An 18,232-nucleotide genomic window follows, 5' to 3' on the forward strand; every position below is an offset into this window, starting at 1 on the left:
CTGTCGGATTACGGGCACACCGAGCGTGAGCGAGGTGCCGAGTGTTGGGGCAAGAGCGTTTTGCTTACTTTTGCGCTTTTCAAAAGTGAGCCGCCGTAAGGGCGGAACCCCTATCAGCCATCACCTAAAAAACGGATATGTACACCCAAAAAAAGGCCCAACCCAATGAGCCTGCTCCCCTACGCCTGGGCCAAATCCCAACGCATCCTCCTGCGCCCCGGCGAGAACGGCATGCTGCTGACCGTCTGCCCCTCAACCCCCGGCTGGTCGATCAGCGAGGTGCAGCGCCAGTTCGGTCAGTCGCAGGTTGAGCAGATACGCGATGACGAACTCGACGGCCTCCTGGCCAGCGCCTACGCCGACACTGGCAGCGCCGCCGCCGTGGTGGGCGCGGCGGAAAACGAGGTGGACCTCGACCGCCTCATGCAAGACATGCCCGAAATCACCGACCTGCTCGACACCCAGGACGGCGCCCCGGTGATCCGCATGATCAACGCGTTGCTCACCCAGGCCGCCCGCGATGAGGCCAGCGACATCCACATCGAACCCTACGAAACCCACTCCGTGGTGCGCTACCGCGTCGACGGCACCCTGCGGGACGTGGTCTCACCCCGCAAGGCCTTGCATGGCGCGCTGGTGTCGCGAATCAAGATCATGGCCCAGCTCGATATCGCCGAAAAACGCCTGCCCCAGGATGGGCGTATTGCACTGCGTGTGGCCGGGCGGCCCATCGACATTCGGGTGTCGACCGTGCCCACCGGGCATGGCGAACGAGTCGTCATGCGGCTGCTGGACAAACAAGCCGGGCGCTTGCAGCTGGAAACCCTGGGCATGGAGGCGCAGTTGCTGGCGCGCCTGGATACGCTGATCCGCCAGCCCCACGGCATCGTGCTGGTCACCGGCCCTACCGGCAGCGGCAAGACCACCAGCCTGTACGCCGCCTTGGCACGGCTGGACGCGAGCACCAGCAATATCCTCACCGTGGAAGACCCGGTGGAATACGACCTGCCGGGCATCAGCCAGATCCAGGTCAACGCCAAGATCGACATGACCTTCGGCCTGGCCCTGCGCGCGATCCTGCGCCAGGACCCCGACATCATCATGATCGGTGAAATCCGTGACCTGGAGACCGCACAAATCGCCGTGCAGGCTTCGCTCACCGGTCACCTGGTGCTGGCGACCTTGCACACCAACGATGCGGTGTCGGCGGTCAATCGCTTGATCGATATGGGCGTTGAACCGTTTCTGTTGGCTTCGTCATTGCTCGGCGTGTTGGCCCAGCGCCTGGTGCGCCGCCTGTGCCCGCACTGCAAGCAGGAGGACCCTGCGGCGCCCGGCACCTGGCGCCCGGTGGGGTGTGCGCAGTGCAACCAGATCGGCTACAGCGGGCGTACCGGTATCCATGAATTGTTTTGCGTCGACGACGATGTGCGCAGCCTGATCCACCAGGGCGCCAACGAGCAGGACTTGCGCCTGGCCGCACGCCGCGCCGGGATGTTCAGCATGCGTGAAGACGGCGAACGCTGGGTGCGCAGCGGTGCCACCGCGCCCGAAGAAATCCTGCGCGTGACACGGGACGCCTGATGAATCGCTATCGCTATGAAGCCGCCGATGCCAGCGGCAAAGTCGAGGCCGGGCATGTGGAGGCCGACAGCCAGAGTGCGGCCTTCGCCAGTTTGCGCAGCCGGGGTTTGACCGCGTTGCTGGTGCAGATCGAAGGCGGCCAGCCAGCGGCGGCGGGCAGCAGCCTGTTCACTGCCAAACTCTCAGACAATGATTTGGCCTGGGCCACGCGGCAACTGGCGAGCCTGCTGGGCGCCAGCCTGCCGTTGGAGGCGGCGTTGAGCGCCACGGTGGAGCAGGCCGAGAAAAAACACATCGCCCAGACCCTCGCCGGTGTGCGCGCCGATGTGCGTGGCGGCATGCGCCTGGCGGAGGCGTTGGCGGCGCGGCCACGGGATTTTCCGTCGATCTACCGCGCGCTGATCGCGGCGGGGGAGGAGTCCGGCGACCTGGCCCAGGTGATGGAGCGCCTGGCCGATTACATCGAGGAGCGCAACAACCTGCGCGGCAAGATCCTCACCGCGTTTATTTACCCCGGTGTAGTGGGACTGGTGTCCATTGGCATTGTGATTTTCCTGTTGAGCTACGTGGTGCCCCAGGTGGTCAGCGCGTTTTCCCAGGCGCGCCAGGACCTGCCGGGGCTGACCCTGGCGATGCTCAACGCCAGTGACTTTATCCGCGCCTGGGGTTGGCTGTGTTTCGCCGGGATCGTCGGCGGTTTCTGGAGTTGGCGCCTGTATTTGCGCAACCCGGTGGCGCGTTTGAATTGGCATAGCCGCGTCTTGCGCCTGCCGCTGATTGGGCGTTTTGTGCTGGGCCTGAACACCGCGCGGTTTGCCTCGACCCTGGCGATTCTCGGCGGGGCCGGCGTGCCGCTGTTGCGTGCCCTGGAAGCGGCGCGGCAGACCCTGTCCAATGACCGCCTGAGCCAGTGCGTCAACGACGCCACCGCCAAAGTGCGCGAAGGCGTCAACCTGGCCCCGGCACTGGCGGTAGAAAAGGTGTTCCCGCCGGTGCTGATCCACCTGATCGCCAGCGGCGAAAAAACCGGCTCGCTGCCGCCCATGCTCGAGCGCGCGGCGCAGACGCTGTCGCGGGACATCGAACGCCGCGCCATGGGCATGACCGCGTTGCTGGAGCCGCTGATGATCGTGGTGATGGGCGCCGTGGTGCTGGTGATCGTCATGGCGGTGTTGTTGCCGATCATCGAGATCAACCAACTGGTCACCTGAATACACGCGGTCAAAAAAGTGTGGGAGCTGGCTTGCCTGCGATGGCCATAGGTATCTAAACAACTTTCAAAGACTGAAAAGTTTCCCTGTAGTGAGCGGGCTTGTCCCGCGCTGGGTGGCGAAGCCGCCCCAAACCCAGGCGCTGCGGTCTTTCTGAAAAACCTCGGAGGCCTTATTGGGGCGGCTTCGCCACCCAGCGCGGGACAAGCCCGCTCACTACAAAGGGGTGTAGATACCTATGGCCATCGCAGGCAAGCCAGCTCCCACATTTGGATCAGGTTTCTTCAGTTGCGTTTTCCGGTACTCGATGCCGCCACGTCCAACCTCGGGTTCCTCATTCCGTCACATCTCGCCCCCTACGCGGCCTCCAGGCCCGCAAGCTGAAACCTCGCTGTCACTTCCCTCCAAACCGCTCAAAACCATGACCAAAACACCCGAGAATCTTTTTAAAAATCAAGCCCTTCCTCCCGAGGTTTTTTCCTTTTGCTGTCATCGGAAGCTGCGAAATTTCCTACCCATGGCCTCACCCCTCGCCACCCCCGCAAACCGGCTTGGGACCGAAGCCATGGCGTCATGCAAGAGCCATCTACCCCAACGTACAAACACGACGAAAGGAGATTCTTCATGTTTAAGCGCAACGTTCTCGCGGTATCCATGACCCTCGCTGCACTGTGCTCGGCACAGGCTGCAATGGCTGACATCAACGGCGGTGGTGCCACCCTGCCACAAGCGCTGTACCAGACCTCCGGCGTGTTGACTGCCGGTTTCGCCCAGTACATTGGTGTCGGCAGCGGTAACGGCAAGGCAGCCTTCCTGAACAACGACTACACCAAGTTCCAGGCTGGCGTGACGAACAAGAACGTGCACTGGGCGGGCAGCGACTCCAAGCTGAGCGCCACTGAGTTGTCGACCTACGCTTCTGCCAAGCAACCGACCTGGGGCAAGTTGATCCAGGTGCCATCGGTGGGGACTTCGGTTGCCATTCCTTTCAATAAAAGCGGTTCCGCCGCTGTAGACCTGAGCGTTCAAGAGTTGTGCGGCGTGTTCTCGGGCCGTATCAATACCTGGGACGGTATTTCCGGTTCTGGCCGTACCGGTCCGATCGTTGTGGTTTATCGCAGCGAAAGCAGTGGTACCACTGAACTGTTCACCCGTTTCCTCAATGCCAAGTGCAACGCAGAAACAGGCAACTTCGCCGTCACCACCACCTTCGGCACCAGCTTCTCCGGTGGCTTGCCTGCCGGCGCCGTTGCTGCTACTGGCAGCCAAGGTGTAATGACTGCCCTGGCCGCCGGCGATGGCCGCATCACCTACATGAGCCCTGACTTCGCCGCCCCTACATTGGCCGGTCTGGACGACGCTACCAAAGTGGCTCGCGTGGGCAAAAACGTCGCCACTAACACCCAGGGCGTTTCGCCTGCCGCCGCCAACGTGTCTGCCGCTATCGGCGCAGTACCGGTACCGGCTGCCGCTGATCGTTCCAACCCGGACGCCTGGGTTCCAGTCTTCGGTCCGGACAACACCGCCGGTGTACAGCCTTACCCAACCTCGGGCTACCCGATCCTGGGCTTTACCAACCTGATCTTCAGCCAGTGCTACGCCGACGCGACCCAGACCACCCAAGTGCGTGATTTCTTCACCAAGCACTACGGCGCCTCCAACAACAACGATGCAGCCATCACCGCCAACGCTTTCGTTCCACTGCCAACCGCTTGGAAAGCCACCGTTCGCGCCAGTTTCCTGACCGCGAGCAACGCCCTGAGCATCGGCAACACCAACGTCTGCAACGGTATCGGTCGTCCGCTGTAACCCACGCTTTCAACGACCTGCACCCCCTGATCAGCAACGGCCCGTGCCGTTGCTGATTTTTGCGTTTGTGCGGTTTTTCGACCCGTTACCAGCCCTCTATGAACTTTGCATGACAGAAGTTCAGTCGCGCCCCTCGCCAACCGCCTAACCCTCATACGTGAGCCTGTCTTGCTCCCTGCGTGATAACAAAGAAGGAAGAACCCCGATGGTCCGCTGCAAATCACCGGTCAACCTGAAAGCCCAAGAAACCGTGCTGCGCCTCAAGCCCCTGGCTCAGGCCATTGCCTTGTTGATGGTGGCCGGTAATGCCCATGCAGCCACGGCGTTCAGTTCCAGTTGGTTTGCCGAAAAAGGCGCGACCCAGGCGGCAACGGCGGCGCGGCTCAGTGCTGGGCAGGTGCCGGGTATTCCGTCGCTGAACGAGCAAGCGCGGGTCAACCAGCAGTTGGCGCGCTCCATCAGTACGCTGAACACCAGTGTGGCGGCGATTGCCGCGCAGCAGGCCGCGCAAGCGGCGGGACGCCAGGCTGCGTTCGGCCAGGTCTCGACGATTCCGGATGGCCTGGGCAAGGGCGGCCTGCAGGTCGACAACAGCCTGACCCAGGGCTGGATCAACGCCAAGAACCCGACCCAGAGCCAGTCCGGCGGCAAGACCACGGTGACCATCGAGCAGACCGCCGACAAGGCGATCCTCAACTGGGAGACCTTCAACGTCGGGCGCAACACCACCGTGGATTTCCAGCAGCAGTCCAGCTGGGCCGTGCTCAACCGCGTCAACGACCCCAATGCGCGGCCCAGTGAGATCCAGGGCCAGATCAATGGCGCCGGTACGGTGATGATCGTGAACCGCAACGGTGTGGTCTTCAGTGGCACCAGCCAGGTCAACGTACGTAACCTGGTGGCCGCCGCCGCGAACATCACCGATGAGCAGTTCACCCAGCGCGGGATTTATGTCGATGGCACGGGCTCCCAGCCGACCTTTACCGACGCAGCGGGCAAGGTCCAGGTGCAGCGCGGTGCATTGATCCAGACCCACAACCCGGCGACCTCCACCGATTCGGGCGGCTACGCCCTGCTGCTCGGTTCGGAAGTGGAAAACGCCGGCACGATCACTACCGCCAAGGGCCAGGCCACCCTGGCAGCCGGCGACAGCTTCTACATCCGCAAGGGCGTGGGCACCACGGGCAACGACCGCTCCACCACGCGCGGCAATGAAGTGGCGACCAGCCTCAAGGCCGGCAGCAGCGCCGGCAAGGTCACCAACAGCGGCCTGATCATGGCCTCTACCGGCGACATCACCCTGACCGGGCATCAGGTGCAGCAAAACGGCGTTGCGCTGGCCAGCACGTCGGTGGACACCCGCGGCACCATTCACTTGCTCAACGCTGCCAGCGACAGCACCGGCAGCGTGACCCTGGGCGAAGGCAGCACCACCGCGATCCTGCTGGACAGCAGCGGCAGTACCGCGCTGAACAGCCAAAAGGGCAACGGCCTGATCAAGCTCGACGGCACCCCCGCCAACCTGATTACCGGCGCGTTCAACAACCTCAGCGCCGTGGCCGACCGCACCGACCAGTCGCGTATCGAGATCGTCAGCGGCGGCACCGTGGACTTCCAGAAAGGCTCGACCACCCTGGCCACGGGCGGGCAGGTGGCGGTCAGCGCGGCCGGGCGCAGCCTGGTGCGTGATGGGGCGATGATCGACGTGTCTGGTGCCATCGGCGTCAGGGTGTCGATGGAGTCCAACAACATCAAGATCAACGTGCAGGGCAACGAGCAGCGCGATGCGCCGGTCAACCGTGACGGCGGCCAGTTGATCAACAATGACGTGTGGGTCGACCTGCGTGAGCTGGTGTTTGTGCCGGCCGGTACCAACGGTTACGCAACGGACCGCTGGTACACCGCCGGCGGCTTGCTGGAGGTGGGCGGTTACCTCGGCACCCAGGGTCACTCGGTGGGCGAGTGGATGGCCCAGGGCGGCACCGTGACCTTTACCGGCAAGGATGTCGTGACCCAGCAGGGCGCGCAGATCAACCTGTCGGGCGGCACCGTGGATGTGCAGGCCGGGTATATCCAGCAGACCTGGCTCAAGGGCCCGGACGGGCGCTTGTATGAGCTGTCCAATGCGCCGGGCGATATTCTCTATTCCGGGTTCTACAAGGGCTACGAAGACACCAGCAAGCGCTGGGGCCAGACCGATTACTACTACAACCCGATGATCGCCAAGCAACGCCGTTACGAGAGCGGTTACACCGTCGGCCGTGATGCCGGCAAGCTGGTGATCGGCACCACCAGCGCAGTGCTCGAAGGCCAGGTGATCAGCGACGTGTTCCAGGGCACCCGCCAGACCCAGGCCCCGAACATCAACCTCGACGGCTACCAACAGTCGCAGAAGGCCATGGCCCAGCGCGCGCAGTTGATCATTGGCGGGTACACGCCGGTCTACAACAAGACCACCGGTACCCTGCGGTATGCCCTGACCGGCAACGCCGACCAGGTACTGATCGACAGCAACACGCAGAAAATCGCCGACGGCCTGGACCTCACCACCGCCTTGCCGGCGGATCGCCAGGGCAAGATGGTGCTCGACAGTGATCAGCTCAATGGCTATGAACTGGGCGCGATCAAGGTCGGGGCCACCCGGCAGATCACGGTCAACGGCGCGCTCCAGGTGGCGGACGGTGGTGATATCACCCTGTTCGGGCCTGGCGTCAATATCACTGCCAATCTCACCGCCCACGGCGGCAGCATCAATGCCGGTAACATCCTCAACCAGGTCGATCCGCTCAAAGGCACTGTCCTCGATGCAATCGTGGCGGGGAATGGCGGCGTCAACCTGGCCTCCGGGGTCAAGCTGGACACCACTGGGCGCTGGAGCAACCTGCTGCTGGAACCGACCAACAACAGCGGCGTGGCTTATGTGAACGCCGGCAAGGTGTCGTTGCGCAGCACCGGCAACGTGAACCTGGCGGCCGGCAGTGTGGTGGATGCATCCTCCGGCGGCATCCTCGGCCTGGATGGCAAGCTTATCGGTGGCAAGGGCGGCGATGTGACCTTGGCGTCCCTCAGTAGCCTCGGGCTGGACGGCGAGATTCGCGGCTATGGCGTCAGCGGTGGCGGTACCCTGGCGTTGCAGGCGCGCAAGGTACAGATCGGCACCCGCGCCACGGCACCTGACGCAGGCACCGTGCAACTGGCGGGCGATTTCTTCAATAAGGGCTTCTCGGCCTATGACATCACCGGCAACGAAGGGCTGCTGGTCACGGACGGCACCCAGGTGGATGTCACCACGCCGGTCTACCGCGTGGGCGAGCAGACAGTGGCTGCGTCGAGTGGCAGCGACCCCGCCACCGCACTGGAACGCTGGACGCCAGCGCTCTACCAGGAAAACCCGACCCAAGGCGTCCTGACCCAGCGTCGCGGTGCCAGCCTCACGTTGACGGCTGGCTCCAAGGACTCCACCGCCGCACAACTGGCGACCACTGCCCTGACCGTGGGCCAGGGCGCGGTGATCAATGTCGACCCCGGCCAGGGCATCAACCTGCGCAGCGTTGGCCAGTTGACCCTGAACGGCAGCCTGAATGCCTGGGGTGGCAGTGTCAGCCTGGGCGGCCTGAGCGTGTCGCCACAGGCCTGGGAACAGCCGATTGCGGCTGGCCATGACCGCTCGATCTGGGTGGGAGAAAATGCGCTGATTGACGTTGCATCGCGAGCGGTCACGGCGGTGAGCAATCGGGGCAACGTGTACGGCCAGGTCCTCAATGGCGGCAAGATCAGCATTGGCGGCGATATCAACCTCGCCACCGGCATTGCCAGTGCCGGCGATGTGTTTGTGGTGGTCCGTGAGGGCGCGCGCCTGGACGCGTCCGGTGCCCAGGCGATGCTCGACGTGCCCGGTCAGGGCCGTGTGCCGGTATCCAGCAATGGCGGCAGTATCAGCTTTGCGTCGAACAACGGCCTGTACCTGGACGGCAGCTTCGTTGCCCGTGCGGGCGGGGCGGGGGCGGCGGGCGGCAGCTTGGCCCTTGCGCTGGAAAGCCCGTATTACCTCAAGGCCGGCGTCAACGACAGTGTGCTCAACGTGCGTGAACTGGTGCTCAGCCAGACCCATCAAACCAGCCCGAACGCCAACCTGGAATACGGCCATGGCCATCTCGGGGTGGACCAGGTCACCGCCGGCGGCTTTGACAATCTTGCGCTGCTCAGCAACGGCTTGCTGAGTTTTGACGGTGATGTGTCGTTGAACATGGGCCAGAGCCTGCGCCTGTACGGTGGCAGCTATAACCTCAGTGAAAGCGCCGCGGCCAATTCACGGGTCAACCTGTCGGCGCCGTACCTGCTGTTGGCCGGCCTGCTCGCGCCCGCAGAAACCGGCAAGGAGGCCTACACCCGTGCAGTGCCGGTTTTGCCCAATCCATCAGTGCTGGCCACCACGGCGCAGTTCAACGCCAACGCCAACCTGATCGACGTGCGTGGCAATGTGGTGTTCGGCAACAAGAGCTATCTGTTGCGGCCCGACAACAGCCAGGCCAGCCTTGAACGGCGTGGGTTTGATGATGTGCAACTGACCAGCCAGGGAGACTTGCGCTTCCTGGCGGGGGCCGGTGCGGATGTGATTGCCCAGGGCATCAGCACGCAATTAGTGACCGGTGGTGACATGACCCTGCGTGCGGCGCAGTTGTATCCGGCGACTGAAGTCGGCGCCCGGGTACTGGCGGGCTATGTGAATAATGCTGCCAGCAATGGCACAGGCTTCAATTATGATCCGACACGCACCCTGACCATCGCACGCACCGCCAATAGCAATGCCGCCATGCCTTACTCGGTCTTTGGTCGTCTGCAATTGGGCGGGCCGACCATCAAGCAGGGCGGGGTGGTGCGTGCGCCCCTGGGGCTGATCGAGATCGGCAACCTGGGTTCTACAGACGTGCAACTGCTGCCGGGCAGCCTCACGTCGGTGAGTGGCAAGGGCCTGGTATTGCCTTACGGCGGGACCGTGGATGGGCAGATCTACAAGTACAACGGCAAGACAGTAACGTTTATAGGCCAAGGTGGCGGCAACGTTGCAGGCAGTCTGAACGTCGGGGTGATTCTCGGTGGCCAGGCGGTGGAGGTGCTGCCGCAGGCGACGTTGGATCTGTCCGGCGGTGGTGAACTGCTCGGGGCCGGATTTATTTCCGGGCGCGGGGGGTCTACGGATGCACGTTACAACCCACTGGTACAGTTCGGTGCGAACGGCGGGTTTGTACTGCCGGGTCTGAGCACCAACCCGATCTATGCGATTGTGCCGGGCGTGCAACCGGGCTATGCCCCGGTGGCGCCGGAAGGTGGCGCGGTCGATCCGTTGATCGGCCAGCAGATCACAATCGGCGCCGGCGTGCCGGGCCTGGCGGCCGGCACCTATACCCTGATGCCGTCCACCTATGCGTTGATGCCTGGGGCTTTCCGGCTGGAGATCAACGGCCTGGCCGGGATGGGCGCCGACGGTGCGACCCAGGCATTGCGCAATGGCTCATGGGCCACGGCAGGGCGCTTGTCCATCGCCAATACCGGTATCAGCAACAGCACGGCCAGCCAGGTGATTCTCACGTCGGCCGATATGTTGCGTCGTTACTCCCAATACAACGAAACCGGCTACGCACAGTTCGCCGTGGCCGATGCCACCAGGCTTGGTATACCTCGGGCACTGCTGCCGGTGGATGCCAAAACCCTGCAACTGGCCCTGCGGCCAGGCGCAGGTGCGGATGCCTTTTCGTTCCAGGGGATCGGCCGCTTCGAGGCCGCTGATGGCGGTTACGGCGGTACCGTATCGCTGATAAACGAAGAAAAGGGCAGCTTGGGAAGGGACATCGAAATTGTCGCGGCAGGCAACGCGGCTACCGCCAATTTCAAAGGCATTACGGTGGATGCGGACAGCCTGAATGCAATGGGCGCGGCTCGCCTGCTGATCGGTGGAATGACCTATGTCACGTACGGCCAGGGTGGCAACTACATCAACCTCCCCAGCAGTATCACCAGTTCCATCATCCTGCGCGACGGCGCGAACCTGGCGGCACCGGAGGTATTACTGGTGACCTCCACCGGAAAAATTACACTCGAACAAGGCGCCTCGATCAACACGATAGGCCAGGGCAAGGCCAGCTACGACGCACGTGACGGCTTTATCTACAACCTGAGCAATGTGCTGGCGGTGTCCAACGGTTTGCTCAACGTAGTCGCCGCGCCGTCATTGGGCGAAGTCATCAGTGGGGGCATCCATTTAGGCGTGTGCAACAGCGCGCCCTGCAGCGGCCAGACAGCCCTGTATTCCGAAGGCAGCATCGTTACCTTGACCGACAGCTCCCTGCAGATGGGCGATGAGGTGCGCTATGGCACTCGTCACCTGAACCTGGGCGTGTCCAGCATCAACGTCGGCAGTCCCGAAGCCCTGGCCGCTGCAGCCGCCAACAATCGCCTGCCGGTAGGCATGACCCTCAACCAGCAAGTGCTGGAACGCCTGCTGCGCGGTGACACCCAATTTGGCGCCCCGGCCCTGGAAACCCTGCAACTGTCAGCGCGTGACAGCTTTAACTTCTACGGCACCACCACCCTGGACACTTATGACGCCGTGACCGGCAAGTCGATGCTGAGCAACCTGATGCTCTCCACGCCGGCGATCTACGGCTCTGGCGGCTTGAACGACGTGGCGACTGTCCACACCGCCAACCTGATCTGGCAAGGTGCCGTCGCGCCGCCTGTGGCGGCGGTGACCGGCGGTGCTGGCACCGGCAGCGGGCGCCTGGACATCAATGCCGAGCGTATCGAATTCGGCTATGGGGATTTTGCCCAGCCGAGCACGACCAAGACCTTCGACCGCCTCGCCTTGGGCTTTGCCAACGTCAACCTCATTGCCAGTGAGCGCATCACCGCCAACCACAAGGGCAGCCTCTCGGTGTACCAGAGCCAGGGCGCGTTTGATGCGATCAAGGGCTTTGCCTACAGCGGCGGCAACCTGAATATTCTCACGCCGCTGATGACCGGTGAAGCCGGTTCGGTCAACCGTATTACCGCCGGTGGCGCGATTGATGTCAGCGCCTCGGCTGGCGCAGTAGGCAAGGTGGACGGTATCGGCGGCGAATTGTCACTGCAAGGCGATAGCCTTCGCCTGGCCACTGCCGTGGTACTGCCCAGCGGCAAGGTGACCTTGGGCGCGCAGGGCGACGTGGTATTGACCGATGCCGCCTCGATTGATGTGTCCGGCCGGGCCATTGCCTTCAACGACCTGACCAAATACAGCGCAGGCGGCGAGGTGTTGCTGGAAAGCCGTGCCGGCAATGTGCAGCAGGCCGCCGGTTCGACCATCGACCTGTCGGCGCAGCACAACCAGGCGGGCAAGTTGCGCGCGGTGGCGGTGGACGGCGCTGCGGGGATCGTCGACTTGGCAGGCAAGATCATCGCTGGCAGCAGCGGTGACTACGATGCCGGTGGCACGCAGGTGCCCTACCTCGCGGGTGCGGTGGAGATCCAGGCCCAGCGCCTGGGCGGCAGCGGTACGCTCAGCGACCAGTTCGCAGCGCTCAACCAACGCCTCAACCAGGGCCAGGTCTACGGTGCGCGCAGCTTTCAGCTCAAGCAGGGCGACCTGACGATCGGTAATGACGTCAAGGCCAACAGCGTCAACGTCTCGATCGACAATGGCAGCCTGCGCGTGACCGGCCTGGTGGATGCCAGCGGCGAGCGCGTGGGCAGCATCAACCTGGCGGCCAAGAACGGCCTGAGCCTGGACGGCACGGCGGTGCTCGATGCCCATGGCAGCCAACTGCGGGTGGACAGCTACGGCAAGATCATCGATTCGCCCAACCGCGCCATCGTGGTGCTGGGCTCGGGCCTGGGCCAACTGACCCTGGCCGAGGGGGCGCGCATCGACCTGCGTCACGGTACTGCTGCTGCGACCGGCAATGACGGGCGCAGCCGTGGCACGCTGGAACTCAACGCGCCGCGAGTGGGCGGCAATGACATCGCCATTGACGCCCGTGGGCAGTTGACTATCCAAGGCGCGCGTTCGATTGCGCTCAATGGCATGAGAACCTACGACGATGCCCCGACCAAAACCGACGAAACGCCCAATGGCCGCCCGTACCAAGTGATTGATCAGACCTACCTGCAGGGCGTCAATGACGCGAATACGACATTCATCGACGCTGCGCGCGTTAACGACAACTTGCTGCGCAAACTCGCCGGCTTGAACAACGCCACGTACGGCGATGTTTTCCACCTGCGCCCCGGCGTAGAGATCATCAGCAAAACCCCGGATGGCGACCTGGTAGTGCAGGGCGATCTGGACCTCTCCAGCTATCGCTACGCCAGCCTCAAATCAACGGCCAAGACCGAGTCCGGCAGCCTGACCCTGCGTGCCGGTGGCGACCTGAATATCTATGGCAGCATCAACGACGGCTTTGCCGCGCCACCGGCCACCGACGATGACAATGGCTGGGTGCTGCGCGCCGGTATCGACTACACCGGCGGCAGCGTGGTGATACCGGGCAGCGGCGTGACCCTGGAGGTGGGCACCGTGTTCCCAGCGGGTGCTGCGCTTAATTTCGATGTACTGACCAACCCCCTGTTTTTGCCGCCGGGCACCCGATTACCCGTCGCGGCTACGCTCAAACAACCGTTGGTACTCCCGGCGGGTACGGTGTTGGCGGCGGCTGTTCGGGATGCCTCGGGCAATGTGCTGTTCGCGGCGGGCACGTTGCTGACTCAGAGCCAGACCCTCGCCATCGGCAGTGTCCTGGATGCCGGCAGTTTGTTGAGCACGTCAGCCAGTGTCGACGGCTTGATCTGGCCCAAGGGCGTGCCATTGGCCACCAAGGTGACCCTGACCGCCAGCCAAGTGCTGCCCCGGGGCGCCCTGTTGCCGTCGGGGACAGACGTGAAGCTGCCGGGCGGCGTGGAGTCGGTGACGTTGCGTGACGCCGGCCATCCGGGCAAGAACTGGGCAATTGCACCCATGCTGGAGGAGGGTGCGCAGTCGTGGTCGATTCGCCTGGTCGCGGGGGCCGATACCGAGGCGGCGGACAGTCGCCTGCTGCAACCGCATCCGGTAAGCGGCAATCTGCGATTGGCGGACAGTCACTATGGGGCGTTCGGGAAAGGAGCCCAGGTCTGGACCGAGGAGGGCTCTATAGGGTGGTTCGGCGATGACAGCATGGTAGGCCAACCGGTTGATTTCGACGCAATACAATACCCAGGTGTATGTGACGACTTCCCGGAATACTGCGTTGTCAGTGGTGAGGCCTATACGCTGCTGGTGGGCGGCAGTAGTCGCTTCAGCGTAATCCGCACTGGCGCTGCAGACCTTGACCTGCTGGCCGCCGGCAACCTGAGCATGGAGTCGCTGTTCGGCGTCTACACGGCAGGCAGCTCGTCCACCGGCACCTCGACCAACGATCCGTATAACCTCAAGCGAGCCCTGGGCAGCAATGGCAAGGTATTGGCTAACGCCGGGGGCAACGAAAAGCTGGTCAACGCAGACACCGGCAGTCTGTACCGTGCCTGGTACCCGGATACGGGCGGCAACTTGCTGCTTAAAGTGGGCGGCAACCTGACGGGTAATATCACCAGCCCGGCGCAGAATGGCGTTGGTCGTCCGGTACCGAGCGACCAGGGTCAGGATTCAGCCAACGTCGGCAACTGGCTGTGGCGTCAGGGCAATGGGCTCAGTGGGAGCCAGGCGCAAGCCACCGCCTGGTGGATCAATTTTGGTTCCTACGTCGCTACCGACCGGGCGGACCAGATGGTCGGGTTCACCGGGTTTGGCACCCTGGGAGGCGGCAACCTTAATGTTGATGTGGGTGGCGATGCAGGACTCATCAGCCCTGTCTCGTCAACAGCTCTGAACGTCAGTCGGCGCAGCCAAGGCCTGGTACTGGCAGTCGGCAGTACCGGTCGGGTCGGGGCCGATGGCAGTGTGCAACTGACGGGTGGCGGTGATCTGAACCTGCGGGTCGGCGGAGCGGTTAACCCCGCCAGCCAGACCTTTGTAGAGCACCTCAATGGTGCACTGGTGAGCCTGCGTGGGCACGTGCAATTGACCGGCGGCGCCCTGGGCAGTCTGACGCTGCGGTATGGCAATCAACGCAAAGACCAGAGTCCCAGTGAGGTACGCGCCTATGATCCGTTGCGCGCCACTTCGGCCTTTGCTGCGGGAGGTTTGAGCCTATTGCCGGGCGACGCCACTTTCAGCCTGTCCACCCGTGGCGACCTGGTGTTGCAGGACGTCGCCGACCCAGGGCGCGCGCCGCAGATGAACGCCTTGACCTACGTCAATAAGGGGGTCAACGGGATTGGGCAAAGCTGGTTCAGCCTGTGGACCGACCGCACAGCAGTGGACCTGTTCTCTGCCGGGGGCAACCTCACGCCCCTGACCCAGACCCTGGAAACCGATATGGCGGCGGTCTATCCCGCGACATTGCGTGCGGTTGCTGCTAACGGCAGTCTCTATTACGGCAGCGCCTCGACCAGTAATCCTGGCGACGTGCAGCCGCTCAGGGCGTTGGTACTCGCACCTTCGTCCAATGGGCAACTGGAATTGCTGGCCGGTGATTCGATCTCAGGCGGCGATCTGACGATCAGCCGCTCCAGTGCGGCACCCAATAGCCTGGCGACTATTCTGCGTCCGGCCTTCGCCGGTTTCCTGACTGATCAAAAAACGGCAATAGTGGGCAGTGGCAATCTTTCCAGCGATGGCAACATTGCAACCTTAACGGTTTCTCCACTGTTTGCCTTTGGCCCCAACACCGCCAGCATGGCTTGGGGTGATGCCCTGGAGCCCGCGCGTTTCTATGCACTGAGTGGGGACCTGCTGGGCGTCAACAGTGGGCGCGCCCTCACGATCACGGGGGTGGGTGACGCTCGGTTCGGGCAAACCTTTTACGAAGGCGCAGGCCCGGTATGGATGCAAGCCGGACGCGATATTGTCGGCAGCGGCACGCGCTTGAGCGGTGCCAGCGCAGGTGTCACGGATACGGGTCAATACACCTTTACCGGCAACCTGTTCGTGCACAACAGCCCCACCGATATCTCCATCGCCAGCGCTGGCCGCGACATCCTCTACAGCAGCTTTAACGTTGCCGGCCCCGGTACCCTGGAGCTGACGGCGGGGCGCAACATTCAGATGGAAGACAAAGTCGCGGTGAACAGTCTGGGCGCTGTCGCGGCCGGCGACAGCCGCCCTGGCGCAAGCATCGTCATGCAAGCCGGCATGGGCCCCAACGGCCCGGACTACCGCCGCTTCGTCGAGGCCTACCTGAACCCCGCCAACCTGGCGCAACCGGGTGAGTCGTTGCAGGGCAGCAAAGTCGCCAAGACCTACGAGAATGAACTGGTGTCCTGGCTCACCGAACGCTTCGGCTTCGCCGGCGACAGCGAACAGGCCCGTACCTACTACGCCGCACTGCCCGCCGAACAACAACGGATCTTCGCCCGTGACGTGTACTTCGCCGAACTCAAGGCCGCCGGCCGTGAGTACAACCAGGACGGCAGTGTGCGCCAGGGCAGCTATGTGCGTGGCCGTACGGCGATTGCCCGGTTGTTCCCCGAGACCGACGTGGCCGGCAACCCGATCACCTACAAAGGCGACATCACGATGTTCGGCGGCGCGGGCGTGCACACCAACTTCGGTGGCTCGATCCAGATGCTCACGCCGGGTGGCCGCCAGACGTTCGGCATCGAAGGCGCTGCGCCACCGTCGACGGCTGGCGTGATCACTCAGGGCGCAGGCGATATCCAGTTGTATTCGCTCGGCAGCATCCTGCTTGGGCAGAGCCGCATCATGACCACCTTCGGCGGCTCGATCATGGGCTGGACCAGCGAGGGCGACATCAACGCCGGGCGCGGTTCCAAGACTACCGTGGTGTACACGCCGCCCAAGCGCGTCTATGACCACTGGGGCAACGTGGGCCTGTCGCCGTCGGTACCGAGTACCGGTGCGGGGATCGCCACGCTGAACCCGATTCCGGAAGTGCCGGCGGGGGATATCGACCTGATCGCACCGATGGGCACCATCGACGCGGGGGAGGCGGGGATTCGGGTGTCGGGTAACGTCAACATCGCTGCCTTGCGGGTGGTGAACGCGGCGAACATCCAGAGCCAGGGCAAGTCGTCCGGGGTACCGGTGTCGGCCACCGTTAACACCGGGGCCATGAGTTCGGCCAGCGCGGCGGGGGCGGCGGCGTCCCAGGCGGCGGAAGATGCGGCGCGCAGTCAGCAGGCGGCGGCCAAGCAGGGTCGGCCGTCGATCATGACGGTTGAGGTGTTGAGCCTGGGCAGTGAGCCGTTGCCGCGTGAGCCGGAGCCGGCGCAGAAAACCTCCGGGTACAACCCCAGCAGCCCGGTGCAGGTGCTGGGCGCGGGGCCGCTGAGTGAGCAGGCGCGGGCGCGGTTGACGGATGAGGAGCGTCAGCAGATCAGTTTGTAAGGCTTTGGAAAGGACCTCTCGATGTACCGTTTGGGGCGATCAATGATCGCCCTGTTTTTTTGCGGTAGTGTTCGGTCTTGAGTTGGATAAAGACAGCAATGGTATTGATCGCAGGATGTGCTCTTTTGTCGACGTTGGTGGTGTGGGTGGGGTACATATCCGTTGTTTAGGTAACGGCTGAAATGGGTTCCGCCCTTACGGCGGGTCACTTTTGGAAGAGCGCCAAAAGTAACCAAAAACGCTTCGCCCCAACACTCGGCACCTCGCCTAGGCTCGGTGTGCCCTCACTCCGGCTTGAATCCGTGGGCCGCCGCCACGCGCCATCCATGGCGCGGGGCGGCTAACCCGGCGTCCTGCCGGGTTACCCACGGATTCAAGCCTGCGTTCGGCCAGCGTGTTTGACGGGGCGCCCCAGATCAAGATCAAAAGCAAGAGCACGGCGGCCTGGTAGCCGACCTGAGTGGTGTAGAGCAAAAGCAGATCTGAGTGATCCCTCGGCCCAGAGCAGCGGCCTGGAGCCGGCCGGGTTCTTACTGTCGATCTCGGTTAAGTGTGGGAGGGAGCAAGTCCCCTCCCACAGTTTGATCTCCATGCATCAGGTAGATATCAGCCTGCTTTTGATCTGGCTTGTGATCTTGATCTTAGGCGCCCAGCGTGTTTGACGGGGCGCCTAAGATCAAGATCAAAAGCAAGAGCACGGCGGCCTGGTAGCCGACCTGAGTGGTGTGGAGCAAAGGCAGGGCTGGTTGATTCCTCAGCCGAGAGTGGCGGCCTTAGAGCCGGCCGGGTTCTTACTGTCGATCTCGGTTAAGTGTGGGAGGGGGCTTGCCCCCGATGGCGGTGGGGCAGTCACAGATGCATGAGCTGACACACTGCTATCGGGAGCAAGCCCCCTCCCACAGTTTGATCTCCATGCATCAGGTAGATATCAGCCTGCTTTTGATCTGGCTTGTGATCTTGATCTTAGGCGCCCAGCGTGTTTGACGGGGCGCCTAAGATCAAGATCAAAAGCAAGAGCACGGCGGCCTGGTAGCCGACCTGAGTGGTGTGGAGCAAAGGCAGGGCTGGTTGATTCCTCAGCCGAGAGTGGCGGCCTTAGAGCCGGCCGGGTTCTTACTGTCGATCTCGGTTAAGTGTGGGAGGGGGCTTGCCCCCGATGGCGGTGGGGCAG

Annotated in this window: 4 protein-coding genes; all 4 read left to right on the forward strand. The window is 63.3% G+C overall.

The genetic code is table 11. From position 1 onward, the window contains the following. The first annotated feature begins 165 nt into the window (after window positions 1-165). A complete protein-coding gene (gspE, locus tag AC3ZU9_RS25285) occupies window positions 166-1,584 on the forward strand; it encodes a type II secretion system ATPase GspE (RefSeq protein WP_012723646.1) in 1,419 nt (472 codons plus the stop codon). Beyond that, complete coding sequence (gene gspF / locus AC3ZU9_RS25290) at window positions 1,584-2,795, forward strand: type II secretion system inner membrane protein GspF (protein WP_012723647.1); 1,212 nt, start codon at window positions 1,584-1,586, stop codon at window positions 2,793-2,795. The genes gspE and gspF overlap by 1 nt, the downstream gene beginning before the upstream one ends. Window positions 2,796-3,419: 624 nt before the next feature. After that, complete coding sequence (locus AC3ZU9_RS25295) at window positions 3,420-4,604, forward strand: substrate-binding domain-containing protein (RefSeq protein WP_012723648.1); 1,185 nt, start codon at window positions 3,420-3,422, stop codon at window positions 4,602-4,604. A 205-nt stretch (window positions 4,605-4,809) separates the two neighbouring features. After that, window positions 4,810-17,061: a filamentous hemagglutinin family protein gene (locus tag AC3ZU9_RS25300; protein WP_490091499.1), complete on the forward strand. Its 12,252-nt coding sequence runs from the start codon at window positions 4,810-4,812 to the stop codon at window positions 17,059-17,061. Window positions 17,062-18,232: the final 1,171 nt, after the last annotated feature.

It is taken from the genome of Pseudomonas sp. A39, from assembly GCF_058145955.1.

Coding starts and splice junctions, on each gene's coding strand:
- gspF (WP_012723647.1), top strand. CDS start 1,584: ATGAATCGCTATCGCTATGAAGCCGCCGATGCCAGCGGCAAAGTCGAG.
- AC3ZU9_RS25295 (WP_012723648.1), top strand. CDS start 3,420: ATGTTTAAGCGCAACGTTCTCGCGGTATCCATGACCCTCGCTGCACTG.
- gspE (WP_012723646.1), top strand. CDS start 166: ATGAGCCTGCTCCCCTACGCCTGGGCCAAATCCCAACGCATCCTCCTG.
- AC3ZU9_RS25300 (WP_490091499.1), top strand. CDS start 4,810: ATGGTCCGCTGCAAATCACCGGTCAACCTGAAAGCCCAAGAAACCGTG.